The sequence below is a fragment of the Salinibacterium sp. ZJ450 genome (assembly GCF_011751885.2).
GTDB lineage: Bacteria > Actinomycetota > Actinomycetes > Actinomycetales > Microbacteriaceae > Ruicaihuangia.
Map to the genome: position 1 here is coordinate 2,849,912 of NZ_CP061771.1, position 25,004 is coordinate 2,874,915.

26 protein-coding genes are annotated in these 25,004 nt (G+C 68.4%); 11 read left to right on the plus strand and 15 right to left on the minus strand.

Annotated elements, in window-relative coordinates:
• The first annotated feature begins 60 nt into the window (after window positions 1-60).
• Window positions 61-1,743: an FAD-dependent monooxygenase gene (locus tag HCT51_RS13780; protein WP_166877633.1), complete on the plus strand. Its 1,683-nt coding sequence runs from the start codon at window positions 61-63 to the stop codon at window positions 1,741-1,743.
• A 9-nt stretch (window positions 1,744-1,752) separates the two neighbouring features.
• Here HCT51_RS13780 and HCT51_RS13785 read toward each other — a convergent pair whose 3' ends face one another.
• Window positions 1,753-2,451 carry an arsenate reductase ArsC gene (locus HCT51_RS13785; protein WP_166877630.1) on the minus strand — a complete coding sequence of 233 codons (699 nt, stop codon included), beginning with the start codon at window positions 2,449-2,451 and terminating at the stop codon, window positions 1,753-1,755.
• Between the two features lie 2 nt (window positions 2,452-2,453).
• Window positions 2,454-2,864: an arsenate reductase ArsC gene (locus tag HCT51_RS13790; protein ID WP_166877626.1), complete on the minus strand. Its 411-nt coding sequence runs from the start codon at window positions 2,862-2,864 to the stop codon at window positions 2,454-2,456.
• Between the two features lie 90 nt (window positions 2,865-2,954).
• Between HCT51_RS13790 and HCT51_RS13795 the strand changes: the two genes are divergently transcribed.
• Window positions 2,955-3,668 (plus strand): MIP/aquaporin family protein, encoded by a 714-nt coding sequence (locus HCT51_RS13795; protein WP_224760504.1) that lies wholly within the window; start codon window positions 2,955-2,957, stop codon window positions 3,666-3,668.
• Window positions 3,669-3,722: 54 nt separating this feature from the next.
• Here the strand turns inward: HCT51_RS13795 and HCT51_RS13800 are convergent, their stop codons facing one another.
• Together HCT51_RS13800 and HCT51_RS13805 are read right to left on the minus strand one after the other, a co-directional pair.
• Window positions 3,723-4,754 carry a metalloregulator ArsR/SmtB family transcription factor gene (locus HCT51_RS13800; protein ID WP_224760505.1) on the minus strand — a complete coding sequence of 344 codons (1,032 nt, stop codon included), beginning with the start codon at window positions 4,752-4,754 and terminating at the stop codon, window positions 3,723-3,725.
• Between the two features lie 91 nt (window positions 4,755-4,845).
• On the minus strand, window positions 4,846-6,171 hold the full coding sequence (locus tag HCT51_RS13805; RefSeq protein ID WP_166877622.1) for an FAD-dependent oxidoreductase: 1,326 nt from the start codon (window positions 6,169-6,171) through the stop codon (window positions 4,846-4,848).
• Window positions 6,172-6,273: 102 nt separating this feature from the next.
• On the opposite strand from HCT51_RS13805, the gene HCT51_RS13810 reads away from it, so the two are divergent.
• A complete protein-coding gene (locus HCT51_RS13810; protein WP_166877618.1) occupies window positions 6,274-6,660 on the plus strand; it encodes an ArsR/SmtB family transcription factor in 387 nt (128 codons plus the stop codon).
• 21 nt (window positions 6,661-6,681) lie between these two features.
• On the opposite strand, the gene HCT51_RS13815 is transcribed toward HCT51_RS13810, so the two are convergent.
• The 3 genes from HCT51_RS13815 to HCT51_RS13825 form a co-directional block, all read right to left on the minus strand.
• Window positions 6,682-7,182, minus strand: a complete 501-nt coding sequence (locus tag HCT51_RS13815; RefSeq protein ID WP_166877615.1) for an HNH endonuclease — start codon at window positions 7,180-7,182, stop codon at window positions 6,682-6,684.
• A gap of 383 nt (window positions 7,183-7,565) precedes the next feature.
• The gene (locus tag HCT51_RS13820) at window positions 7,566-8,513 is read right to left on the minus strand and encodes a C40 family peptidase (RefSeq protein ID WP_166877612.1); all 948 of its coding nucleotides are present in this window, start codon (window positions 8,511-8,513) and stop codon (window positions 7,566-7,568) included.
• Between the two features lie 212 nt (window positions 8,514-8,725).
• Window positions 8,726-9,418: an iron-dependent transcriptional repressor DtxR gene (locus HCT51_RS13825; RefSeq protein ID WP_166877609.1), complete on the minus strand. Its 693-nt coding sequence runs from the start codon at window positions 9,416-9,418 to the stop codon at window positions 8,726-8,728.
• A gap of 107 nt (window positions 9,419-9,525) precedes the next feature.
• On the opposite strand from HCT51_RS13825, the gene serC reads away from it, so the two are divergent.
• The gene (gene serC / locus HCT51_RS13830; RefSeq protein WP_166877606.1) at window positions 9,526-10,635 is read left to right on the plus strand and encodes a phosphoserine transaminase; all 1,110 of its coding nucleotides are present in this window, start codon (window positions 9,526-9,528) and stop codon (window positions 10,633-10,635) included.
• A 71-nt stretch (window positions 10,636-10,706) separates the two neighbouring features.
• On the opposite strand, the gene HCT51_RS13835 is transcribed toward serC, so the two are convergent.
• A complete protein-coding gene (locus HCT51_RS13835) occupies window positions 10,707-11,318 on the minus strand; it encodes a DUF3027 domain-containing protein (protein ID WP_166877603.1) in 612 nt (203 codons plus the stop codon).
• Window positions 11,311-11,691 carry a cold-shock protein gene (locus tag HCT51_RS13840; RefSeq protein WP_166877600.1) on the minus strand — a complete coding sequence of 127 codons (381 nt, stop codon included), beginning with the start codon at window positions 11,689-11,691 and terminating at the stop codon, window positions 11,311-11,313. The genes HCT51_RS13835 and HCT51_RS13840 overlap by 8 nt, the downstream gene beginning before the upstream one ends.
• Window positions 11,692-11,760: 69 nt before the next feature.
• On the opposite strand from HCT51_RS13840, the gene HCT51_RS13845 reads away from it, so the two are divergent.
• The 3 genes from HCT51_RS13845 to HCT51_RS13855 are packed head-to-tail and all read left to right on the plus strand — an operon-like array spanning window position 11,761 to window position 15,560.
• Entirely contained in the window at window positions 11,761-12,024 is a 264-nt protein-coding gene (locus HCT51_RS13845; protein WP_224760506.1) for a multidrug ABC transporter ATPase, read from the plus strand.
• The gene (locus HCT51_RS13850) at window positions 12,011-13,879 is read left to right on the plus strand and encodes a helicase-associated domain-containing protein (protein ID WP_166877597.1); all 1,869 of its coding nucleotides are present in this window, start codon (window positions 12,011-12,013) and stop codon (window positions 13,877-13,879) included. Before HCT51_RS13845 ends, HCT51_RS13850 begins: the two co-directional genes overlap by 14 nt.
• Window positions 13,880-13,913: 34 nt before the next feature.
• A complete protein-coding gene (locus HCT51_RS13855) occupies window positions 13,914-15,560 on the plus strand; it encodes a DNA repair helicase XPB (RefSeq protein WP_166877593.1) in 1,647 nt (548 codons plus the stop codon).
• Between the two features lie 169 nt (window positions 15,561-15,729).
• Here the strand turns inward: HCT51_RS13855 and HCT51_RS13860 are convergent, their stop codons facing one another.
• Genes HCT51_RS13860 through folE form a run of 5 tightly spaced genes read right to left on the minus strand, consistent with a single transcriptional unit; the run spans window position 15,730 to window position 19,796 of the window.
• Window positions 15,730-16,233 carry a GNAT family N-acetyltransferase gene (locus HCT51_RS13860; RefSeq protein ID WP_166877590.1) on the minus strand — a complete coding sequence of 168 codons (504 nt, stop codon included), beginning with the start codon at window positions 16,231-16,233 and terminating at the stop codon, window positions 15,730-15,732.
• A gap of 9 nt (window positions 16,234-16,242) precedes the next feature.
• Window positions 16,243-16,998 carry a pyrimidine reductase family protein gene (locus HCT51_RS13865; RefSeq protein WP_166877588.1) on the minus strand — a complete coding sequence of 252 codons (756 nt, stop codon included), beginning with the start codon at window positions 16,996-16,998 and terminating at the stop codon, window positions 16,243-16,245.
• On the minus strand, window positions 16,988-17,932 hold the full coding sequence (gene folP, locus HCT51_RS13870) for a dihydropteroate synthase (protein ID WP_166877585.1): 945 nt from the start codon (window positions 17,930-17,932) through the stop codon (window positions 16,988-16,990). The genes HCT51_RS13865 and folP overlap by 11 nt, the downstream gene beginning before the upstream one ends.
• Complete coding sequence (locus HCT51_RS13875) at window positions 17,929-19,161, minus strand: NAD(P)/FAD-dependent oxidoreductase (RefSeq protein WP_166877581.1); 1,233 nt, start codon at window positions 19,159-19,161, stop codon at window positions 17,929-17,931. The genes folP and HCT51_RS13875 overlap by 4 nt, the downstream gene beginning before the upstream one ends.
• Complete coding sequence (gene folE, locus HCT51_RS13880; protein WP_224760507.1) at window positions 19,158-19,796, minus strand: GTP cyclohydrolase I; 639 nt, start codon at window positions 19,794-19,796, stop codon at window positions 19,158-19,160. The genes HCT51_RS13875 and folE overlap by 4 nt, the downstream gene beginning before the upstream one ends.
• An 87-nt stretch (window positions 19,797-19,883) precedes the next feature.
• On the opposite strand from folE, the gene HCT51_RS13885 reads away from it, so the two are divergent.
• The 4 genes from HCT51_RS13885 to HCT51_RS13900 are packed head-to-tail and all read left to right on the plus strand — an operon-like array spanning window position 19,884 to window position 23,297.
• A complete protein-coding gene (locus HCT51_RS13885; RefSeq protein ID WP_166877578.1) occupies window positions 19,884-20,582 on the plus strand; it encodes a helix-turn-helix transcriptional regulator in 699 nt (232 codons plus the stop codon).
• Between the two features lie 18 nt (window positions 20,583-20,600).
• Window positions 20,601-21,293 (plus strand): response regulator transcription factor, encoded by a 693-nt coding sequence (locus HCT51_RS13890; protein ID WP_166877573.1) that lies wholly within the window; start codon window positions 20,601-20,603, stop codon window positions 21,291-21,293.
• A gap of 9 nt (window positions 21,294-21,302) precedes the next feature.
• Window positions 21,303-22,976, plus strand: coding sequence for a sensor histidine kinase (locus HCT51_RS13895; RefSeq protein ID WP_166877570.1), 1,674 nt, complete (start codon window positions 21,303-21,305; stop codon window positions 22,974-22,976).
• 30 nt (window positions 22,977-23,006) lie between these two features.
• A complete protein-coding gene (locus tag HCT51_RS13900) occupies window positions 23,007-23,297 on the plus strand; it encodes a WXG100 family type VII secretion target (RefSeq protein ID WP_166877567.1) in 291 nt (96 codons plus the stop codon).
• A gap of 55 nt (window positions 23,298-23,352) precedes the next feature.
• On the opposite strand, the gene groL is transcribed toward HCT51_RS13900, so the two are convergent.
• A complete protein-coding gene (gene groL / locus HCT51_RS13905) occupies window positions 23,353-24,981 on the minus strand; it encodes a chaperonin GroEL (RefSeq protein WP_166877564.1) in 1,629 nt (542 codons plus the stop codon).
• Window positions 24,982-25,004 lie beyond the last annotated feature (23 nt).

Here is a 25,004-nt window from a genome sequence, read left to right on the forward strand (position 1 = left end):
ACCCCGCTGATGCGACCAATCGGCGCTGTGTACAGGAGGCCCGGAGCCTAGAGTGAGGTCATGGCCAGCGGGCCGCTTGATCCGGAGAACGACGACGTCGACGTGTTGATCGTCGGCGCCGGCCCGAGCGGCCTGGTACTGGCGGTGGAGCTGCAACGGTTCGGCATCCGGTTCCGGATCATCGACCGGGAACCGCAGGCGGTGCACGAGTCGCGGGCGTTGGCGATCCAACCGCGCAGCCTCGAGGTGCTGGCCGCGAGCGGGGTGGCCGCCGAGCTGGTCGAGCTCGGGCGCAGCGCCGTGCAGGTGAGCCTGCACCTCGGCGAGCGCGAACTGCCGCTGACGCTATACGCCGGGGCGGTGCGGGACACCGCGTATCCGTACCTGCTGTTCCTCTCGCAGGCGGAGACCGAGCGGGTGCTCGGGCGCCACCTGGCCGAGGGCGGCGTGCCGGTGGAGCGCGGATGTCGGTTGGTCGCGCTGCAGCAGGATGCCGGGGGCGTGCGGTGCACGATCGAGACCGGCGGCGCCACGTCGACCGTGCGGGCGCGGTTCGTGGCCGGCTGCGACGGGGCGCACAGTGCGGTGCGGCACCTCACCGGGCTGGGCTTTCACGGCACCGCGTTTCCGCAGACCTTCGGACTCGCGGATCTCGAGGTCGACGGGCTGCCCGCCGATCGAGTGCACGCCTTCCTCTCCGCGGCGGGGATCCTGTTGTTCTTTCCGATCGAGTCGCCGGCCAGCTGGCGGATGATCGTGATGCTCCCGACCGGCGCGCCCGACCCGCCGAGCCTTCCCACCCTGCAGGCGGCCATCGCGCGGCACACCGCCAGGCCGCCGCGGCTGCACGATCCCGTCTGGACCGCGACGTTCTCGGTGAACAGCAGGCACGCGGCGCGGTTCCGGGCCGGGCGCGCGTTCCTGGTCGGCGATGCGGCGCACATCCACAGTCCGGCCGGAGCCCAGGGCATGAACACCGGGATTCAGGATGCCGCGAACCTGGCCTGGAAGCTCGCCTTCGTGCTGCGCGGCCACGCCGGCCGGGAGCTGCTGGCGACCTACGACACCGAGCGCCGGCCGGTTGCCCGGCAGGTGATCCGGCTGACGAACCGGGCGTTCCGGGTGGCGACGAGCATCAACCCGGCGGTGCGGTTCATTCGGGCGCGGATCGCGCCGCGGATCGCGGCGCTGGTACTCGGTGGGCGTAGTCGGCGCGGTGGGCAGCCTGCGCGCGGCGGGCGCGATGAGCGCGGCCTGCGCGCGGTGGTTGCTGCCCTGCGCACCGCCGCCTTCCGCACGGTCGCCGAGCTCAACATCAACTACCGGCACAGCCCGCTGTCGGTCGAGGGCACGCCGGCGCTGCAACACGGCCCGAAGGCGGGACGGCGACTGCCCGACGCGGCGGTGCAGCTCGACGGGCGGGAAACCACCCTGCATCAGGCGCTGGCGGCGCCGTTCGTGCACGTGCTGCTCTGCGGCGCATCCGACGACTGGGAGCAGGTGACACGACGGCTGGATCGGTGGACCGGCGTGCTGCGGGTGCATCGGCTGGCGGCATCCGACGTTCCCGGCGCGCTCGTCGACAGCAGCGGTGACGCGTTTCGCCGGCTGGGGCTCACGCCGGGGCAGGTGGCGCAGCTGGTGGTGCGCCCGGACGGGCACATCGGCTACCGGGCTGCGGGGTTCGACCCCAGCGGGCTGGCCCTGTACCTGCGCCGCTCGATGCGACTGTCGTCACGGTGAGCTGTCGGTTTAGACGCCGGTGTCGGAGCCCGCGGCGTCGGTGGCTTCGGAGCTCGTGGCGTCTCGGCGCAGGTTGTTGAGGAGCGCTTGCACGTTATGCGTGATCTCGTCGCGCAGCATGCGCACCACCTCGATCGGCTGCCCCTCCGGGTCGAGCAGGTCCCAGTCGCGGTACTGCTTGCCGGGGTAGACCGGGCAGGCGTCGCCGCAGCCCATCGTGATCACGACATCCGCGGCCTGCACCACGTCGTCGGTGAGCGGTTTCGGGAACGCCTGGTTCATGTCCAGGCCGATCTCCGCCATCGCCTCGATCACGGCGGGGTTGATCTCGTGCGCCGGCATCGAGCCGGCCGAGCGCACGTGCACGGTGCCGCCGGACAGGTGCTCGGTCAGCACGGCGGCCATCTGGGAGCGGCCGGCGTTTTGCTCGCAGACGAACAGCACCTCGGGAACCGGTCGGTCGATCGCGCCCATGGCCTGCGCCAGCGCGGTGAGCCGGTCCTTGGTGAACCGGGTCGTGCGCGAGGCGAGGTGCGCCTTCACCTTGGAGGTGCGCAGCAGGCTGGCGTACGACTCGAGCACGTAGCGCTGCACGGTCTCGGGCGTGAAGGTGCCGGCGAAGGTCTCCGACAGCTCAGCGGCCAGACGACGGAGGAACTCCTCCGGATACGCCAGGCCCGGCATTCCACGACGCGCCGAGAGGTCCATGATCAGGCGTTCGCGGGCAGGATCTCGGCAAGCAGATTCTCGATGCGCGCCTTGATGTCGTCACGGATCGGCCGCACGTTCTCGATGGTCTGGCCGGCCGGGTCATCCAGCTCCCAGTCCTCGTAGCGCTTGCCGGGGAAGATCGGGCAGGCGTCGCCGCAGCCCATGGTGATCACGACATCCGAATCCTTGACGGCCTCGGTGGTGAGGATCTTCGGGGTGTTGCCGGTGATGTCGATGCCCTCTTCGGCCATCGCCGCGATCGCGGTGGGGTTGATCTGGTCCTTCGGCTCGGAGCCGGCCGACAGCACCTGCACCCGGTCGCCGGCGAGCGCCTGCAGGTATCCGGCGGCCATCTGGGAACGACCCGCATTGTGCACGCAGACAAACAGGACGGTGGGCTTCTCAGACATCGGGCACCTTCTAATCAATTGACGACGATCTATCGATCAGTATGAATGCCGGAACAATAGATGTCAATCTATATGTGCCAGACTTGGCCCGTGAAAGCACTGAGTCTCCCCCGTCGCGCCCTCGCCGAACTGCTCGGCAGCGCCCTGCTCGCCACCATCGTGATCGGCTCCGGCATCGCCGCGCAGAACCTGTCGCCGAGCGACACCGGCCTGCAGCTGCTGCAGAACGCGATCGCCACCGGCGCCGGGCTGTTCGCCATCATCCTGATGTTCGGCCCGGCCAGTGGCGCCCACTTCAACCCGGTGGTCACGCTGGTCGACGCCGCGCTCGGTGAACGGCGGTGGCGGGATGTCGCGGCCTATCTTCCGGCGCAGGTGCTGGGCTGCATCCTGGGTGCCGTGCTCGCGAACCTGATGTTCGACCTCGCTCCGGTCTCGATCAGCACCAACGACCGGCTGACCGGCGGGCACTTCCTGGCCGAGATTGTGGCGACGGCGGGCCTGGTGCTGGTGATCTTCGCGCTGACCCAGACCGGACGCAGCCACTACGCCGCGGCCGGCGTCGGCGCCTACATCGCGGCGGCCTACTATTTCACCAGCTCGACCAGCTTCGCCAACCCAGCGATCACGATCGGGCGCGTCTTCAGCGACTCATTCGCCGGAATCGCGCCATCCGCTGTTCTGGGATTCATTGCCGCGCAGCTGATCGGCGGCGCCGTGGGCCTACTGGTGGTGCGGGTGCTGTACAGCCGGTCGCGGGTCGCCGCCACCGCGGAGCCCGCGGTGATGCCGACGGCGCCGTAGCCGACACCCGCTTTGCGCCGATGTCACTCGAGGGTGACACACGCGTTTCCGGCGTCAGATGAGCTCGGCGAGCAGGGCGCGCACCCGGCGTTCGATGTCATCGCGGATGTCGCGCACCTTCGCCAGCGGCTGACCCACCGGGTCATCTAGCTCCCAGTCCAGGTATCGCCTTCCTGGGTACACCGGGCAGGCGTCGCCGCAGCCCATGGTGATCACGTAGTCGGCGGCACGCACCACCTCGTCGGTGAGTGGCTTGGGAAAGTCTGCCGCGAGTGGCACGCCGACCTCGTCGAGCGCGTCGACCACGACCGGGTGCACGGATGCCGCGGGCTCAGAGCCCGCCGTGCGCACATGCACCCGGTCGCCGCCGAGCGCACGCAGGAACGCGGCGGCCATTTGCGAGCGTCCGGCGTTCTGCACACACACGAACAGCACCTCGGGGATGCCGCGGGGCACGAGCGCCTCAGCCGCCGCCAGCGCGGTGAGCCGGTCGGTGGCGAACTGGGCAGACAGCGACGGTAACCGCTCGGAGACTCCGGCCCGTTCCGACAGCAGGGCGTAGCTCTCACCGACGTAGCGACTGATCGTCTGGGGAGAGAAGACTCCGCTGAACCGCACGGCGAGGTCATCGATGACGCGCGTCAGGGCGGGAGGAAGGTCGCGGTGCACGTCCGTCGATTCCGACTCGGTGCCGGTGCCGGTGCCAGGCAGGATCAGCCGGGTCAGTTGTGCCCGCACCTCGTCGGGCTGCCGGGTGATGGCGCCGAACACCCGCTCCACGATCTCGGCGCGCCGGGAGGGAACGATCGAGTACCAGACCTGGCGTCCGCGGCGGTCGCGCTGCAGCAGGCCTTCCTCGGCCATCACCTTCACGTGGTGGCTGACGGTGGGCTGGGTGATGCCGAGTTCGACCGCGAGGTTGCCGACCAGGGCCTCCCCGTTCGGGCTGCCGATGATCACGCTGAGCACTTGCAGCCGAGTGGGGTCAGCGACCATGCGCAGGGTATGCGCGAGACGCTCGGCATCCTCGCGGTCCATCGCCGGGGGCGTGGCCGCGAGATCCCGCACTCCGATGGCGTCTGGCATACCGGCGAGTATATATCGATGCCCGTTGATGGGTCTCGACGAGCTCGACCAACGAAGGCGGAATTCGACCGACGAAGGCGCCTGCGGGTCGCTAGCAGCAGCCTCCCGCGCTGTCGCCGGTGGAGCAGACACCGGTCGTGGGCAACACCAGCTGCACCTGACTGGCGGCGGCCAGATCGCCCGCGAGCCAGGCGACGATCGAGCGCACCTGCTCATACCCGGTGGCCAGCAGGAACGTGGGCGCGCGCCCGTAGCTCTTCATCCCGGCGATGAAGAAGTTCGGCTCCGGCTGCTGCAGTTCGGCGAAACCGTGCGGTTCCACGGTGCCGCAGCTGTGCAGGTTGGGGTCGATCAGCGGGGCGATCCGCCGCGGAGCCTCCACCACCTCGTCGAGGTCGAGACGGATCTCCTGCAGCATGCCGAGGTTGGGCCGGAATCCGGTGGCGTTCACCACGACGTCCGCCTGAAGGGACTCCCCCGCGCCGGCCCGGCTTCCGACGACATCCACGCCGGCACCCCGCCTGCGCAGTGCCACGATCTCGAATCGGTCGATCAGCGTCACGGCCCCGGTGTCGACCAACTGCTGCACGGATGCGCCGAGCGACGCCCGGGCAGCCAGCTCATCGTCGGGAGATCCGAACACCCGCGTGGGCCGCTCGGTGCGGATCACCCAGCTTACGCGGGTGCCCGGCTCCTGCTCGGCGAGGGCGGCGAGGTTCAGCAGGGTGTTCGCGGCCGAGTGCCCGGCGCCGACGACCACGGTGTGCTTGCCGGCGAAGCGGGCGCGCTCGGCGCCCAGGACATCGGGCAGCGCGTGGCTGACGAACTCCGCAGCGTCGGCGAACCCCAGCGGCTCGAGTCCGCTGGAGCCGAGGCTGTTGGCGCGGCGGTAGGTGCCGGATGCGTCGATCACGGCGCGCGCCGTCTGGTCGGTGACGTCGTGTCCGGTGGCGCTGTCGCCGCCGGTGGCGATCCGCAGCACGAACGGCGTCTCGGCGCGGCCGGTCGACCGGGTGCGGTCCATGCCCTGACGGGACACTGCCAGCACTTCGGCTCCCAGTCGGATGCGCGACGCGATCTCCGGAAGCGCGGCCAGCGGGGTGAGGTAGCGGTCGATCAGCTCGCGGGCGGTGGGCAGACGGGTCGGGTGGGGAGCATGCCACCCGGTGCGCTCGAGCAGGCGAACCGCGGCGGGGTCGGTCAGCGCGCTCCAGGGAGAGAACAACCGGATGTGCGCCCACGACTCCATGCTGGAGGCGACGCTGGCCCCTGCCTCGTAGATCACGAAGTCGATGCCGCGTTCCAGCAGCTCGGCCGCGGCAGCAAGGCCAATCGGCCCGGCGCCGACGATCGCGACGGGCAAGCCGTCTAGGCGGGAATCGCGGAGGCGGGGCAGCGTCAGCTGGGTGAGGGTCATCGGTGCTCCAGATCAGGCTCGGCTCGATCATCGATAGATGTCGATGAACAGAGTCTGCACTGCTTCATCGACGGTTGTCAATGAAGCGACTAGGGTGAGACTATGCACGCCAACCTGCTGCCCGCTGTCGACCTGCCGCCCACCGCCGAATTACTGCCGGTGACCGCCGCGGCGGCCTGCTGCGCGCCGCTCACTCGTGAAACGATCGACGCCGCGCAGGCCGACAGCCTGGCCAGGTCGCTCAAGGCTCTCGCCGACCCCGCCCGCTTGCGGCTGGTATCGATCGTCGCGGCATCCGAAGGTTCCGAAGCGTGCGTCTGCGATCTCACGGAACCGCTCGGACTCAGCCAGCCGACGGTCTCGCATCATTTGAAGGTGCTGGTGGATGCCGGATTCCTCAGCCGATCGAAGCGGGGCACCTGGTCGTACTACTCGCTGGTTCCGGGCGCGCTTGACTCGGTGTCGGCGTTGCTCACAACGGCCAAGTAGGGGCTTACAAGTTCGCGCGTGTTACGCGGCGACCGGGGCCAGGAAGGCCTCCCAGTCGGGATCCAGGTTCTCGACTCCGCGCACCATCCAGGCGCTGCCGAACGGGGCGCGCGGGGTGATGTTCAGCGTCCAGCCCATCTCGCTGGGCGTGCGGTCGCTCTTCTTGTTGTTGCACTTGAGGCAGCAGGCAACCAGGTTCTCCCAGCTGTCGCTTCCCCCGCGCGAACGCGGCTGCACGTGATCGATCGTCGACGCCGAACCGCGGCAGTACGCGCAGCGGTGTCCATCGCGCCGCAGCACTCCGCGGCGGGAGACGGGGACGGCCCGGCCGCTCGGAATGCGCACGTACCGGCGCAGCAGGATGACCGACGGGCGGTCCCAATAGCCCGAAGTTCCGAAGACCGGATGGTCGTCGTCTTGGGCGAGGATCGTCGCCTTCCCATTCATCACGAGCAACAGGGCTCGCTTGAACGAGACGACCGCGAGAGGCTCATATCCCGCGTTGAGGACCAGTGTGCGCATTGCGTTCCCTTCGAAAGCGCCTGCACGGCTTGCAGGCATTCGAACTGCTGTCTCGAACTTCAGCGGGCGATCGGGAGACCCAACAGAAAAGGCACCGTCAGAGTGACGATGCCAAAGTGGGCAGGGCGCGACAGGGCACGACCAGCTTGCTGCTCGGCCGTATGTCAAACGAGGCGCGCGCATCCACGGATTGGACGTACGCGTCTGTCAACATGCGGCTCTCCCGAGGAACTCGTGAACTCCAAGGATTCAAGGGTAAAGCACAATTCCTGAGCGCGCGCACGCGGGCACGCCGGTTTACAAGACGTTCACACAGCCGGAACGCGCGGTTTCGGTACGGCGCTGCGCGCATACTCAACCGACGGGAGCGAACAGCGGTGGAGTTAGATCCCCAGACGGACGATGTGGTACGCGTCGGTCCACAGCGGACGGGTCTGCACGGCCTTGCCAGCACGCGGCGCGTCGAGGATGTTGCCGTTACCCATCCAGAACCCGTTGTGCGATCCGTCGGTGAAGATCACGACGTCGCCGGGGCGGGCGTCTTCACGCGAGATCTTCGTGCCCATGCGGTTCTGGCCGGTCACCGAGTGCGGGAGCGAGATGCCGAACTGGGCGTACACGAACTGCACGAAGCCCGAGCAGTCGAAGCCCGACGGGTCGGCCCCACCGTAGACATACGGAACGCCCTGGTACGAGCGGGCGACGGAGACCACCTGGTCGAGACTGAAGTTGGGGTACGCCGGGTTCGCGACGTAGTCGCCGGCCGACGGTCCGCTGTAGGAGGAGTACACCTGCTGCTGCGCGGCACGCTGTGCGGCGATGCGCACCTGGCGCGCGGCGGCGGCCTGCGATGCCTGCAGCTGCTCGGGGGTGGTGGCGGTGAAGGCGTCCCGGGTGGCGGCGGTGAGCGCGACATCCGTCACGGTCAATTCCTGCGACTGGGTGGCCTGGATCGCGCTCCGCGCTGCGGCAGAAGCGTCGTTCTCCGATGCCGTGTTCGACCCGGGGGTGAACGCGTAGGCGGGCAGTGCGACCGTGGCGAACAGACCCGGCACGACCAGGGTCATCACCGCGAGGTTCACCAGCGCCGGCTTCTTCTTCGGCTTGCCAGCGGAACCCTTGCCCGCGGCAGTCTTCGCAGCGGAAACGGTCGATGCGGTCTGGGCGCCCTTGCCCTTGCGCGCGGCGATCGTGGCAGCGACGCGATCGGTGACAGCGGCACGCTGTGCCGTAGCCTCGCTCGCGCGCAGCTCACGACGTGAGCTGAACTTCGGTGCTTGGGGTTGAATCTGGGGCGAATCCGAGGATTCGAGGTTGTTACCTAATGTCAAGAGTGTGACCTCCTGCGTTTCGACAGCTCTAGGTCGCTGCCCCGTCCTGCTCTCGTATGTATCTACGACATGGCGCAAGAGACGGGTGAACGAAACGTCTTGAGCCACGGCCTCAGACCGGCATTCTGGCCTTGAGGACCTTGCCACAGTACCCGGCTAAGTATGACTTGTCATCTCGTTGGGGCCGGAAAGTAACAAATTGGCAACAAACTTTAACGCTGGACGTAGATGTGGGCAGCCACCTCGGTGGGCAATTCCAGCCCGTCGCCGAAGCCGTCGACCTGCACCACGACGTAGGAACCAGCGGATGACACGGCCGCGGTTGCGCCCGGCTTCACGCCAGCGGCTTCCAGCTGCTGGAGCAGTTCCGGCTCGAACTGAACCGGCTCGCCGAGGCGGCGGATGACGGCGGATGCCGGCTCGGTGCGGCCTCCGGCAAAGTTGACGAGGCTCACCACGCCGTCGAGGAACTTCTCTGCCGGGGCGTCGCCGAGTTCTTCGAGTCCGGGGATCGGGTTGCCGTACGGCGACTCCGTCGGGTGGTCGAGCATCTCGAGCAGACGGCGTTCCACCTGCTCGCTCATCACGTGCTCCCAGCGGCAGGCCTCGTCGTGCACGTAAGCCCAGTCGAGTCCGATCACGTCGGCGAGCAGGCGCTCGGCGAGGCGGTGCTTGCGCATCACGTGGGTGGCGCGCTTCCGACCCTCCTCGGTGAGCGCCAGATGACGGTCGCCCTCGACGACCACCAGGCCGTCGCGTTCCATTCGGCCAATGGTCTGCGAAACCGTCGGACCAGAGTGCCCCAGTCGCTCGGAGATCCGTGCGCGCAGCGGCACGATGTTCTCCTCCTCGAGATCGAGGATCGTGCGAAGGTACATCTCGGTCGTGTCGACGAGATCCGTCATCAAGCCCTCCCTGAGGCAGCAGTCTGTAAGTCTCCCCCAGCCTATCGGTCGCCCTCTCCGGCTCCCTGTGGGCTCGCACCCGGGCGGTCGCCCCTAGAATTTCCCCCATGGCTCTCGATATCCCCAGTGAATTGCGTCCGATTGACGGACGATTCGGATGCGGCCCCTCCAAGGTCCGCCCGGAACAGGTGGCATGGCTCTCTGAGCACGCCACCGACATCCTCGGCACCTCCCACCGGCAGGCGCCGGTGAAAGACCTCGTCGGTCGCGTGCGCTCCGGTTTCAGTAACCTGTTCCGTCTGCCCGACGGCTACGAGGTGGTGCTGGGCAACGGTGGATCCACCGCATTCTGGGATGCCGCAGCGTTCGGCCTGATCGAGAAGCGGGCCCAGAACCTGTCGTTCGGCGAGTTCGGCTCCAAGTTCGCTGCTGCGGCGGCCGCCCCGTGGCTTGAGGCTCCGCACGTCATCACCGCCCCCGGCGGCTCGCGCAGCGAGATCGAGGTGGTCGAGGGCGTCGACGTGTACGCATGGCCGCACAACGAGACATCCACCGGTGTGATGGCGAACGTGACCCGCGTGAACGGCGACGCCGGCGCTCTCACCGTGGTGGACGCCACCAGCGCCGCCGGCGGCATCGACTTCGACGCCAGCCAGGCCGACGTGTACTACTTCGCCCCGCAGAAGAACTTCGCGAGCGACGGCGGCCTCTGGTTCGCCCTGTTCTCGCCCGCCGCCCTCGAACGCGTCGAGCGCGTCGCCGCGAGCGGCCGGTACATTCCGGAGTTCCTCAGCCTGAAGAACGCCGTCGACAACTCACGGCTCAACCAGACGCTGAACACGCCGGCGCTGTCGACCCTGTTGATGCTGGAGAACCAGCTGGACTGGATCAACGGCAACGGTGGCCTCAGCTGGGCCAGCGCCCGCACCGCCGAGTCGTCGTCGGCGCTGTACGACTGGGCAGAGTCGGTGGACTACGCCACCCCGTTCGTCACCGACCCGGCACACCGCTCGCAGGTTGTCGTGACCATCGACTTCGACGACGCGATCGACGCCGCCGCCATCGCCAAGACGCTGCGCGCCAACGGCATCGTCGACACCGAGCCGTACCGCAAGCTCGGCCGCAACCAGCTGCGCGTTGCCACCTTCACCGCGATCGAGCCGAGCGATGTTCGCCAGCTGATCCGTTCGATCGAGTTCGCGGTCGAGAACCGCTAGCGCCGGCTCAATGCCAGAGGGCCCGTCGAGATCGGTGTGAACCGAGGTCGGCGGGCCCTCTGTCGTTGTGACTAGCGGAAGTCGTCGTCCGAGGTGTCCTCGTCGTCTTCGTCTTCGTCATCCTCGTCGTCTTCGTCGTCTTCGTCGTCTTCGTCGGCGACCGCGACGATGCGCGTCTCGCCGGCGCGGATCTCCTCGGCCTCGAGATCGACCGCGTCGATGTCGTCGATGTCGTCGTCGGAGTCCACGTAGGAGTCGATGTCGACGCCGTCGAGGTCGCCGCTGTGCAGCAGTGCCGCATCGTCGTCGTTCACGTCGTCGTCGTCGAAGTCCTCGTCCTCGTCCTCGTCCTCGTCGTCAGAGTCCTCATCGGAGTCTTCATCCGAGGCGCTGGACTGGGCGGCACGCCACTCGTCCATGCGGTCGGCCCACGGCACCCACTCCGGGGCAAGCAATGCCCCATCGCCCGGCTGCAGTTCGGCCTCGAGCACGGTCGGGGCTTCACCCTCGACGGTGGCCACGTTCACGTTCCAATGCCAGCCGGGGTAGCCGGACATCTTGGCCTCGAACCGCATCGTGGTGACGCCGTCGCCCTCATCGACCTCGCTGATCAGCGGGCCGATGGTGCTCGCGCCGGTGATCTCCAGCAGCGCGTTCTTCGCAAGCTCAGTACGGTCAGGCATCCAGTTCGTCCGCGACCTTTCGCAGCATGGCAGCGATCTTGCGGCTGTGCGCGTTGTCGGGGTACCGACCGCGCTTGAGCCCGGTGCCGAGGCCATCGAGCAGCTTCACCAGGTCTTCGATGATGATCGCCATGTCGTCGGCCGGCTTGCGGCTCATCTTCACCAGGCTGGGCGGCGCCTCGAGCACCCGCACCGACAACGCCTGAGCGCCGCGCTTACCGTCCGCGATGCCGAACTCCAGTCGGGTGCCGGCCTTCACCGTGGTACCGACGGGCAGGGCAGAGGCGTGTAGAAAGACCTCTTGGCCGTCATCAGTGCTGATGAAGCCGAAGCCTTTCTCCTCGTCGTAAAATTTGACCTTGCCGGTGGGCATGCTTGTACTCCTCTATGGACTGCTGACCTCCAGACTAGCCGGTGCCGACGACCCCGTATCCTAGGTATCGTGCCCGATAACAGCTCGCAGAACGCCAGTCGCCTGGAACGCATTCTGGCGGCGATGATCGCCGCGGTGATCCTGCTTTCTCTCGTCTGTTTCGTGGCTCTGTTCATCGGGCAGGTCAGCGGCGCCGACTTCCAGACCGGCGTCTGGCCGGCAGTTGCCGCGGTGCCGTACTTCGGGCTGCCGCTGGGCTTCGTGCTCATCGTCGTCGTGATGATCGTCAACGCCCGCCGCCGCAGTCAGGCGGCGAAGGATGCCCGCAAATAGTTCGGCGTCGCTCGCGCTGGCGTCGCGCCTGCGGACGCTCGATGATCAGCAGCTCGAAACCCTGCTGAGCGCGCGCGAGGTGCGGGACTCCGGCATCCGGGACTTCTTCGACCTCGCCGACGCGCTGCTGGAACGCGCCTCGATCCAGTCCGCCCTCGGCCGTCTCGACCGTCCGACGCTGGCCGTGATCGCCACCGTCAGCGAGCTGCCGGCACCGACGGCGGCGGATGTCGCGGCCGCCCTGCCCCGCATCGCAGACGTCGCCGCGCTGCTGTCCGCCGCGGTCGAGTTGGCGCTCATCGACACCCACGCCGGCCGATACTCCGCGTACGAACCGGTGCACGACCTGCTGCACGGCTGGCCGAGCCTCGGGCTGCCCTCTTCTGCCGCCCTGGTGACGGAAGCACCGCCGTCGACGCTCGACACCGTGGTGCAAGACGACCTCGTGGCCATCGACCGCGCCTCCGCCGACCGCGCCTTCGCCACCACCGGCGCCCTCGCCGCCCTGCTCAGCGAGCTCGCCAGGGAGCCGGCCCGGCCGCTGGTGCGCGGCGGCCTCGGCCTGCCCGACCTCAAACGCCTCGGCGAGGCCATGCGGGTGCCGCTCGATGATGTGACCGCGTTGCACGGCATCGCCGAACGCGCCGAGCTGATCGCGCTCGAGGCCGAGGGCTGGCTACCCACGGCGGATGCCGGCGACTGGATGCTGCGCTCCTCCGTCGACCGGTGGGGCGTGCTGGTCGAAGCCTGGCATTCACATCTGGCTCCCGACATCCGTCGCCTGCTGGATGAACGCGCGCACTCCCGCTGGAGCGACAGCCTGCTCGATTATGTGGCCTGGCTCTATCCAGCCGGGCGTGACTGGATGCGTGACCGGGTGCATGTGTACAGCCGCGACGCCGAGCTGCTCGGCATCGCCGCGCACGACACCCCGTCCACGCCGGGCAAGGAGCTGCTGACCGGTGACGCGCAGGCGGCGGTCAGGGCCATGGCGACGCTGTTCCCGGCGGAGGTCGACCGCGTTTACGTGCAGCACGATCTCAGCGTGATCTCGCCCGGCCCGCTGGCGCCGCGGCTCGACGCGCGGCTGCGCGCGATCGCCGACGTGGAGAGCCGCTCGCTCGCGGCCAGCTACCGCATCACCCAGGGCAGCCTTACGCGCGGGCTGGCGTCGGGGGAAACCGAGGAGTCGATCCGCGCGCTGCTCACCGAGATGTCGCTCACCGGCATCCCCCAGCCGCTTGACTACCTGATCACCGAGACCGCCGCCCGCTACGGTGCCCTGCGGGTGGGCGCGATCGTCGCCGACACTGATCCGGGCGACGCCGACTACGGGGCGCGCAGCTACGTGCGATCGGATGACACGCACCTGCTCGGGATGCTGGCCGTCGACCAGTCGCTCAGCGCGCTGTCGCTTGTCCGGTCTGGCGAGCACCGGCTGGTCAGCCGGTTCGATCAGGACGTGGTGTTCTGGGGGCTCAGCGAGGCGCGCTACCCGGTGGCCGCCGAGGACGCCGCCGGCCAGCCGATCACGCTGCGCCGCCGCAGCGCCACCCGCAGCAAACCGGTGCCTCCGAGCGACGCGGTGAGCCTGGTGGAGAAGCTGCGGATCGGCACCAAGTCCGAGCCGAAGGAGACCGGGCAGGCGTGGCTGGCGCGACAGCTCGATGTGGCCGTGCGGGCCAAGCTAACCGTCACCGTGACCGTGCGGATGCCGGATGGCCGCGACGTTGACTACCTGCTCGAGCCGACGGCCATCGCGGGCGGCCGGCTGCGGGCCCGCGATCGCCGGGCCGACCTGGAACGCACCCTGCCGCTCTCGCACATCACCGCGGTGACCCCGGCCGGCGCCTGAGCCGCCGGTTTCCGCTGGAGTAGACTGGCCCGTTATGACTGACGGCCCACTGATCGTGCAAAGCGACCGCACCGTTCTGCTCGAGGTCGCGCATCCGCTGGCCAGCGACGCCCGCCATGATCTCGCCATCTTCGCCGAGTTGGAACGCGCGCCGGAGCACATCCACAGCTACCGGATCACCAGGCTTGGCCTGTGGAACGCCCGCGCCGCCGGACACACCGCCGAAGACATGCTGGCCACCCTTGAGAAGTACAGCAAGTTCCCGATTCCGCAGAGTGTCAGTGTCGACATCGGCGAGACGGTGGGCCGCTACGGCCGCCTGGTGATCGAGCGCGACCCCGACGGCGTGCTGACCCTGACGGCGACGGATGCCGCGGTGCTCAGCGAGATCACCCGGGCCAAGAAGATCGCCTCGCTGCTGTTCGAAAAGCGCGGCCCGCACACCTACGTGCTGCAGCCGTGGGCGCGCGGCGAGGTGAAGCAGGAGCTGCTGAAGCTCGGCTGGCCCGCCGAGGACCTGGCCGGCTACACCCCGGGAACCCCGCACGAGATCACCCTCGACGAGTCGGAATGGTCGCTGCGCGGCTACCAGCAGAAAGCCGTGGACAACTTCTTCGACCACGGCTCAGGCGTGGTCGTACTGCCCTGCGGCGCGGGCAAGACCCTGGTCGGGCTCGGCGCGATGGCCACCGCGAAGACCACGACGCTGATCCTGGTGACGAACACCGTCTCGGCCCGGCAGTGGCGCGCGGAACTGTTGAAACGCACTACCCTCACCGAGGATGAGGTGGGCGAGTACTCCGGGCAGCTCAAGGAGATCAAGCCGGTCACCATCGCGACCTACCAGATCCTCACCGCGAAGCGGAAGGGCGAGTACGCCCACCTGGCGCTGCTCGACGCGTTGGACTGGGGACTCGTGGTCTACGACGAGGTGCACCTGCTGCCGGCTCCGGTGTTCAAGCTCACCGCAGAACTGCAGGCGCGCCGCCGGCTCGGGCTCACCGCCACGCTGGTGCGCGAGGACGGCCGCGAGGGCGACGTGTTCAGCCTGATCGGGCCGAAGCGGTTCGATGCGCCGTGGAAGGAGATCGAAGCGCAGGGCTACATCTCCCCCGCCTCGTGCTACGAGGTGCGCATCGACCTGCCGCAGCAGGAACGGCTGGAGTACGCGGCATCCGCTGACGACGCCCGTTACCGGCTGGCCGCCACCGCGCCCGCCAAGCTCGAGGTCGTCAAGCAGCTGGTCGCCAAGCACGCCGGCGAGCGCATTCTGGTGATCGGGCAGTACCTCGACCAGATCGAGGAACTCAGTCAGGCGCTGGATGCCCCGCAGCTGACCGGCAGCACGCCGGTACCCGAGCGGGAACGGCTCTTCCAGGAGTTCCGGGAAGGCACCCTCACGGTGCTCGTGGTGTCGAAGGTCGCGAACTTCTCGGTCGACCTGCCCGAGGCCACCGTCGCGATCCAGGTGTCCGGTTCGTTCGGCTCACGGCAAGAAGAGGCGCAGCGCCTCGGCCGGCTGCTGCGACCGAAGGAGAGCGGCCTGCCCGCGCACTTTTACACCCTTGTCGCCCGCGACACCGTCGACCAGGACTTCGCCCAGAACCGGCAACGGTTCCTGGCCGAGCAGGGCTACAGCTACGAGATCCTCGACGCGCACGCCCTGGCGGCGGTGGCGTAGCCCCGGCGACTTCGTTGGTTGAGGAGCGAGCTTGCGAGCGTCTCGAAACCCGCCGTACCCGCGGGAGGTAAACGCGCGCACGGGCGGCCACTTCCGCCGCGAAACGGCCTCCCGTGCGCGCGTTTACCTCCCGTGCGCGCGGTGGCACGGGCATCCTGCGGCAACAGCGTTACAGCGGCTTCTGCATCTCCAGTTCGCGCTCGCGGGCGTTCAGCGCGTACGGGAAGGTGCGCCCGGTGACCCGGAACCCGCGCTTGCGGTAGTACGCCTGGGCGCGCGCGTTGACCTCATGTACGTGCAGGGTCAGCGTGCTGCCGCGGGTGCTCGCCCACTCCTCGATGCCGGCCAGCAGCGCGTCGGCGACGCCGAACTGCGGGCCGCGAAAGCGCGGGGTCACGTACACGCCGACCAGCATCGGGTCCTCATCCTCGGGCAGGAACACTCCCATGGTCCCTGCCCACTCCCCCTGGTAGATCGCCACCAGGCTGGCGCCGGTCGCGCTCATGCCGCGGGCTGCCCGCATCCGCCATTCCGATTCCGGGTGAGCGGATGCCGCGGCGAAGGTCTCGCCAAACGCCTCCGGCGTGTCCTGCAGCATCTCCAGCCGCAGGGCACGCACCTCGCGCCAGTCGGTGTCGGTGGTCGGTCGGATGATGAGGGCAGGCTCAAGCATCCGCCCATGCTACGAGACGGTCTGGGCGCGCACGTAGCGCAGCAGCAGCGTGCCGTCATCGCCGGTGAGCACGTGGGCGAGCGTCATCCCGGTCGGGGTGACGCGGCCGCCGTCGGTGATGCGCCGCGCCGTTCCGCCCTCGAGGCGTGGGCTGAGAGTGAGGCACAGCTCGTCGACCGTGCCCTCCTCAATCAGGGTGCCGAGCAGGTGCGGGCCGCCCTCGCAGTGCACCTGCCGCAGTCCCCGCTCGGCCAGCAGCTCGCGCATCAACCGGGTGTCGACCGCGGTTCCGCCGCTGTCCAACACGTCGCTGACCTCGGCGAGCGCGGCGCGACGCTCGGGCGGGGCCTGCCGAGTGGTGAGCACCAGCGGTCGCACCGGGGCCGCGGAGAACAGCGGGCTGTCTGGGTCGAGGTCGAGCCTGGCCGACACGACGGCGACCACCGGATGCGGCGGAAGCCCGCGCTCTTCGCGCCACGCCCGCCCCGCGTCATCCAGCAGCTGTCCGCCGTATCCTTCGGCGCGAACGGTGCCGGCGCCGATCAGGATCACGTCGGCCAGCCGGCGCAGCAGGCCGAAGACCCGCTTGTCTGCCGGGGTGCCGAGGCCCGCAGAGCGGCCGTCGTGGGTGGCGGCACCGTCGAGGCTGGCGATGAAGTTCACCCGCAGCCACCGGTCCGCGCGGCGCGGAACGGTGTACCAGTCGGTGATCTCATCGTCGGTGGCGGCGAACATCGCGCCGAGCCGGAGCACCTCATCCGTCATCGTCGTCCACCACGTTGTGTCGCAGGGCGACCGGCTGCCGCCAGCCCTGGATCGCCTCCAGCATGCGCATCGCGTCCACGGTGGGCGCCACCTCATGCACCCGCACGATGCGGGCGCCCTGCAGCACGCAGGCCACCGCCGCGGCCAACGACCCGGCGAGCCGCTGCCGCTTCGGGCGACCCAGCGTCTCGCCGATGAAGTCCTTGTTCGACAGCGCCACCAGGGTGGGCAGGCCGAGCCCGGTGATCTCGCCGAGTCGGCGGGTCAGCTCCAACGAGTGCAGGCTGTTCTTGTTCAGATCGTGCCCGGGGTCGAGAACGATCCGGTCCGCCGGTACACCGAGCCGCACCGCCAAATCCACCCGGTCGCGCAACCGTTCGACGACCTCGGCCACCACGTCGGCGTACTGCGGCCGCGGGTGCGCCGTGCGCGGGGCGGCCAGCGAGTGGGTGATCACCAGGGTGGCGTCGCTGTCGGCCACCACCCGCGCCAAGTCGGGATCGCTCAACCCGGTGGTGTCGTTGATCACCGCGGCGCCGGCGGCAATGGCCCGCCGGGCGACGGCGGCGTGGAAGGTGTCGACCGAGATCACCACATCGGATGCCGCGTGCACCGCCTGCACGACCGGAACCACCCGCTCGGCTTCCTCGTCCACCGGAAGCGGAGGCCCCGGCGCGAACTTCACCCCGCCGATGTCGACCCAGTCGGCGCCGTCGGCGACCGCCGCGAGTGCCGCCTCCACCGCCGCATCAAACCCGAAGGTGCGGCCCTGGTCGTAGAACGAATCCGGTGTGCGGTTCACGATCGCCATCACCGCCACCTGCCGCGAGAAGTCGAACTCGCGGCCGCCGATCCGGCGCACGGGATGGGTGAGCGTCGGATGCCGGAACCCGCCGGGCGGCGCGCCGACGGTGCTGAGCGTGCCGATCGTCATGCCGCCGCCAGCTCGTCGAGGGGAACCGCCGGGTCGGCCAGCCGCGCGACATCCACCGGGCGGCCGGTGGCGATCAGCCGCTGCACCTGGTCGTTGACATCCCAGACGTTCACGTTCATTCCTGCTACCACCCGGTCATCCGCCAGCCAGAACGCGATGAACTCGCGCGCCGCGACATCCCCGCGGTAGACCACTCTGGCGCCCGGCGTGAGCGGTGGGTAGCCGGAGTACTCCATCCCCAGGTCGTACTGGTCGGTGTAGAAGTACGGGATGTCGTCGAGCGCGGCCGGCGTGCCGCGCATCGACCGCGCGGCCACCTTGCCGCTCGCGATGGCGTTGGCCCAGTGTTCGTTGCGCATGTGCTGCTTGACCACCGGATGGTAGGCGTTGGCCACGTCGCCGGCTGCGAACACGTCCGGGGCGCTCGTCGCCAAGCTCTGGTCGACCAGGATGCCGTTTCGGATGTCGAGGCCCGCCTGCTCGGCCAGTGCCGTGTTCGGCACCGCCCCGATGCCCACCACCACTAGGTCGGCCGGCAGGTCGCCGACATCCGTCATCACGCCCGTCACCCGGTCGTCGCTCGTACTGAACCCGACCAGGTCCGCGGGCAGCCGAAACCGCACGCCGTGCTCCTCGTGCATGCGCTGGAACACGCCACCCAATTCGTCGCCGAGCGGACCCTGCAGCGGGATCGTCTCGCGGCCGATCGCGGTGACACTGTTGCCGAACTCACGGGCGGCGGCCGCGATCTCCAGCCCGATCCAGCCGGCACCGACCAGCACCACCTCGCGGCCGCCGCCGGCCAGGGCGGTGTGCAGCCGTTCGCTGTCTTCCACTGTGCGCAGGTAGTGGATGCCGTGCGCGGTCGAACCCGGTACCGACACCCGGCGGGGCGTCGCCCCGGTGGCCAGGAGCAACCGGTCGTACGGGATGCTTCGGTCATCGGCGAGGCGGATCCGGTGCTCCGCGGGGTCGATGCTCGCGACGGTGGTCGACGCATCGACGTCGACGTCGTGCTCGGCGTACCAGGCGGCTGGGTGCACGAACACGCTCTCGCGGCCGGCCTTGCCGAGCATGTACTCCTTCGACAGCGGCGGACGGATGTACGGCAGGTGCGGTTCGGCGCCGAACAGCAGAATCGACCCGTCGAAGCCGTCCGCGCGCAACGTCTGCGCCGCCGTCGCCCCGGCCAACCCGCCGCCGACGATCACCAAGGTGTCTGTACTCATCTGCCCGTCTCCGATCCGAATTGAGCCCTGTGCGCCCCTGAATGCGCCAACTCCCCAAGGAACGCCGATGTCACCGTGCGGCTGCCGGCCGCCTGCGCGCCGCGCAGGGTCATGCACAGGTGCTCGGCCTCGAGCACCACGCCGACCCCGCGGGGCTGCAACTCCCGGTCTAGCCATTCGGCCACCTGCCGGGTCAGTCGTTCCTGCACCTGCAGGTCGCGGCTGAAGTAGTCGAGCACGCGGGCGAACTTCGACAGACCGAGCAGCCGGTCACCGGGCAGGTAGCCGATGCGGGCGACACCGCGGAACGGCAGCAGATGGTGTTCGCAGAGCGATTGGAACGGGACATCCGTCACCATCACCAGCTGGTCATAGCCGTCGGAGTTCGGGAACGTGGTCGCGCTGAACTCCTCAGGGGTGAGCAGCTCAAGCAGCGCGGCGACCACCCGCCGTGGCGTCTCGCGCAGGTGCTCGCTGTCGATGTCCCGGCCGAGCGCGGCCAGCAGGTCGGTGGCCGCCGCGATCGCCCGTGGGCGGTCCACATCGGGCAGTGTGGTGTCGGATGTCGCGGACGGCACCGCATGCAGAATTGCCGGGCTCATCGCGGCAACATCGGTTGCGGATTCCAAGGTCATGGCACACTCTCCTCGCGCTTGGCTCCGACCATACGAGCGTCGAATTCTTAAGTCAATGGTTTTTGCTTTTAGAGGTAGACTGGCCGCATGAATCGCCGACCACTCGAGGACCGGGTCGCCGCCGTCACGGCACTGGATGACCCGGTGCGCCGCGCCCTGTTCGCCCTGGTGTCGACCAGCGAGCTTCCGATCAGCCGTGATGACGCGGCATCCGCTCTCAGCCTCGCGCGCAGCACGGCGGCGTTCCATCTCGACCGGCTGGTCGAGGCGGGCCTGCTCGGCGTGGAGTTCAAACGGCTCGGCACTCGGTCGGGCCCGGGCGCCGGTCGGCCCTCGAAGCTCTACCACCGCCTCGAGTCCGAGCTGGCGGTGTCGGTTCCCGACCGCCGCTACGACCTGGCCGCCGAGATCATGGCATCGGCGATCGACGAATCAGCCGGCAGCGGCATTCCCGTGACCGAGGCGCTTGCTGTTGCCGCGCGCGAAACGGGGCAGCGGATGGGCGAGGCCGCCGACTCGCTCGAGCACGTGCTCGAGGAGACCGGCTACGAGCCGCACCCGGACGGCGCGGGCGGCTGGGACTTCGCCAACTGCCCGTTCCACCAGCTGTCCCGCACGCACACCGCCACGATGTGCGGAATCAACGGCCGGTTCCTTGTCGGAGTGCTCGAGGGGGCCGCCGACAGCGGGCACCGCATCGAGCCGACGCCACCCGGATCCCGCTGCTGCGCGCGCATTGCCTCCACCGCCGAAATACCCGAATACATTCAGACAACGTCCAGCTAACACGCAGATACTTGGCGGATGAGCGACGGCCCCAAGATCCTGATAGTTGACGACGAACCGAACATCCGCGACCTTCTCACCACGAGCCTGCGCTTTGCCGGGTTCGCGGTGCGCGCGGTCGGCAACGGCGCTCAGGCGATCTCCGCGGTGCTGGAGGAAGAGCCCGACCTGATCATCCTTGACGTGATGCTGCCCGACATCAATGGGTTCGGCGTCACCAAGCGGTTGCGGGCATCCGGCTACACCGCGCCGATCCTCTTCCTCACCGCCAAGGACGACACCGAGGACAAGATCACCGGGCTCACCGTCGGCGGCGACGACTACGTGACCAAGCCGTTCAGCCTCGACGAGATCGTCGCCCGCATCAAGGCCATCCTGCGGCGCACCATGCAGGAAGACGAAGACGCCATCATCCGCGCCGGTGAACTGACCATGGATCAGGACACTCACGAGGTCAGCATCGGCGACACCCAGATCGAACTGAGCCCCACCGAGTTCAAGCTGCTGCGCTACCTGATGCTCAACCCGAACCGGGTACTGTCGAAGGCGCAGATCCTCGACCACGTCTGGGAATACGACTTCAACGGCGACGCCGGCATCGTCGAGAGCTACATCTCCTACCTGCGGCGCAAGCTCGACCAGTACTCCACCGAGCCGATCATCCAGACCAAACGCGGCTTCGGGTACATGCTCAAGGCCGGCAAGGCATAATCTGGCCTGATGCACCAGCGACTGTCCCGGTGGTGGAGCTCGATCTCCCTCCGCACCAAGGTCACCGGCGTCACGGTGCTTCTCGTCACCTTCGGCCTTCTCGTGGTCGGCACCGGCACCATCAGCGTGCTGCGCGCCTACCTGGTCGATGAGGTCGACAAGAAACTGAGCGAGTCGGTGGAGCAGTTCCGGCTGCGCGCCGACTTCGTGCAGACCGAGCAGGGCCTCGACTGCACCACCACGTCGGGACTCACCGAGCAGTACTACACCGCCATCGTGACTCCCGACGGCGACGTGCTCTGCGACAACCGCGCCGACGATCAATCCGCCCCTGACGTCGCCGCCATCGATCTGAGCGTCATCACCGCTCAGGCCGGTCGGCCGTTCTCGCTGGGCAACGGCGAAGGAGGGGGTGGTCAATGGCGGGTCATCGCGCTGCCCATCACTCCGGTGGGCGAGTCCGACTACTACCCATTCGTCGTGGGCATGAACCTCAACGAGACCAACAGCATCATCGCCCAGTTCACCGCCATCTTCTTCTTCTTCGGAGTCAACGTGGTGATCCTCGCCGCCGCGCTCACCCGGCTGATGGTCACCACCACGTTCGCGCCGTTGCGGGATGTCGAGCAGACCGCCGCCCGGTTCGCCGACGGTGACTTCACCCAGCGGCTGACCGGCGCCGCGCCGAACACCGAAGTGGGGCGACTGAACCAGTCGCTGAACGCGATGCTGAGCCGCATCGACAGCGCCTTCAAGGACCGCGCGAAGACCATCGACCAGATGCGCCGGTTCGTCGGCGACGCCAGCCACGAACTGCGCACCCCGCTGGTGTCGGTGCGCGGCTACGCCGAGCTGTACCGGATGGGCGCGCTGCAGAATCCCGACGACGTGGCGCAGGCCATGGAACGCATCGAGAAGGAAGCGGTGCGGATGGGTGAACTGGTCGAGGACATGCTCGAGCTCGCCAGACTCGACGAGGCACGACCCCTGCAACTCGCCCCGGTCGACCTGGTGCCGATCGCCCAGGATGCGGCGATGGACACGATGGCCTCCTCCCCGGAACGCACGGTCAGCGTCGTCGTCTACGAACCGATCATCGGCACCCTTGAGGCACCGGATGCCGCGACCGCAGGTTCCGCAGACGGCCCCCCGCCGCCGGTGCCCGCCTCCAACAGCCCGAAGGCCTTCGCCGGCGCGACGCTTGCCCGGCTGCGGAACCTGCGCAACCGGCCGGTGAAGGTCATCGCCAACGCCGTGTCCGCCCCGGTCGCGACGGCCGGCGACACCGGCGCGGTCGTCTGGGCGGAGGAGAACAAGGTGCGTCAGGTGGTGACGAACCTGATCGGCAACGCCATGCGGTTCACCACCGCAGACAGCCCGATCGAGATCGGCATCCAGGTCGACCACGCCCGCGGGTTGGGCATCATCTCGGTAATCGACCACGGCGAAGGCATCCCGCCGCAGATCCGGGAGAAGATCTTCCAGCGCTTCTGGCGTGCCGACAGCTCGCGCACCCGCGACACCGGCGGCAGCGGGCTGGGCCTCGCGATCGTGTCCTCCATCGTCGCCAACCTGCACGGCGCCGTCGACGTCGTCGAGACGCCAGGTGGCGGGGCGACGTTCCGGGTGGCGCTACCACTCCACCGCCCGGAACCCTCCACAGCCGAGGCTGCGGCATCCTGAGCTGACCGCCGGGCGCGTACCGTTCCGGCCATGACCAGATACCAGGTAGACAGCGAAGCAGTGCTCAGCGCCACCGGCGCCGTGCGCACATCGATCGGCCGCATCCAGGCGGAGGTGGCCGGGCTACACGGCCAGCTCACCAACCTGCAGGGCTCGTGGACCGGCCAGGCGGCCACCGCGTTTCAGGCGGTGGTGAATGAGTGGCGGGCCACCGAACAGCGGGTGGAGGAGAACCTGACAGCGTTGAACCTCGCGCTCGGGGCGGCGGGTCAAACCTATGCCGACATCGAGCTGCAGAACGCGCGGCGGTTCGGTCTCTGACCTTAACGACAAAGCGGGCAGCCCCGAAGGGCTGCCCGCTGGTGTCTGGACTGGCTTAGAAGTCCATGCCACCGGTCGGGTCGCCGACCGGAGCGTGGTTCTTCTCGGGCTTGTCTGCAACGACGGCCTCGGTGGTGAGGAACAGCCCGGCGATCGACGCTGCGTTGAGCAGCGCGGAGCGGGTGACCTTGACCGGGTCGGCGATGCCGGCCTGCAGCATGTCGACGTACTCACCGGTCGCGGCGTTCAGGCCGTGTCCGACGGGCAGGTGACGCACCTTGTCGGCGACAACACCGGGCTCGAGACCGGCGTTCAGCGCGATCTGCTTGAGCGGGGCGTCGATCGCGACGCGCACGATGTTTGCACCGGTTGCCTCGTCACCGACGAGCTCGGTCATCGCGCTGGTCTCGAAAGCGAGCTTGCCGGCCTGGATGAGGGCGACGCCACCACCGGCGACGATGCCCTCTTCGACGGCAGCCTTCGCGTTGCGGACAGCGTCCTCGATGCGGTGCTTGCGCTCCTTGAGCTCAACCTCGGTTGCGGCGCCGGCCTTGATGACGGCAACGCCACCGGCGAGCTTCGCCAGGCGCTCCTGCAGCTTCTCGCGGTCGTAGTCGCTGTCGGTGTTCTCGATCTCGGCACGGATCTGCTTGACACGGCCGGCGATTGCCTCGCTGTCGCCAGCGCCCTCAACGATCGTGGTCTCGTCCTTGGTGATGACGACCTTGCGGGCGCGGCCGAGCAGGTCGAGGGTGGCGTTCTCAAGCTTGAGTCCGACCTCTTCGCTGATGACCTGACCACCGGTGAGGATGGCGATGTCCTGCAGCTGAGCCTTGCGACGGTCACCGAAGCCCGGAGCCTTGACGGCAACCGACTTGAAGATGCCACGGATCTTGTTCACCACGAGGGTGGCAAGGGCTTCGCCGTCGACGTCCTCGGCGATGATGAGCAGCTGCTTGCCGCTCTGGATCACCTTGTCGACGATCGGCAGCAGGTCCTTGATGTTCGAGATCTTGCCGTTGACGATCAGGACGTAGGGGTCTTCGAAGACCGCTTCCTGACGCTCGGGGTCGGTGACGAAGTATGCCGACAGGTAACCCTTGTCGAAGCGCATGCCCTCGGTCAGCTCGAGCTCGGTGCCGAAGGTGTTCGACTCCTCAACGGTGACAACACCTTCCTTGCCGACCTTGTCAATCGCCTCTGCGATGAGCTCGCCGATTGCCGAGTCACCGGCCGAGATGGACGCGGTTGCGGCGATCTCTTCCTTGGTCTCGATTTCCTTGGCGCCCGAGAGCAGCTCAGCGGTGACCGCTGCAACAGCCTTCTCGATGCCGCGCTTGAGGCTGATCGGGTCGGCGCCGGCTGCGACGTTGCGCAGGCCTTCGCGAACCAGAGCCTGGGCGAGCACCACAGAGGTGGTCGTTCCATCGCCGGCGACGTCGTCAGTCTTCTTGGCGACCTCCTTGACCAGCTCGGCACCGATCTTCTCGTACGGGTCGTCGAGTTCGATCTCCTTGGCGATCGACACACCGTCGTTCGTGATGGTGGGGGCGCCCCACTTCTTCTCGAGCACGACGTTACGGCCGCGCGGGCCAAGCGTGACCTTTACGGCGTCGGCCAGAATGTTGAGGCCGCGCTCCAGGCCGCGACGGGCCTCTTCATCAAAAGCAATGATCTTTGCCATGTGTTTTTCTCGTTCTCCCGGAC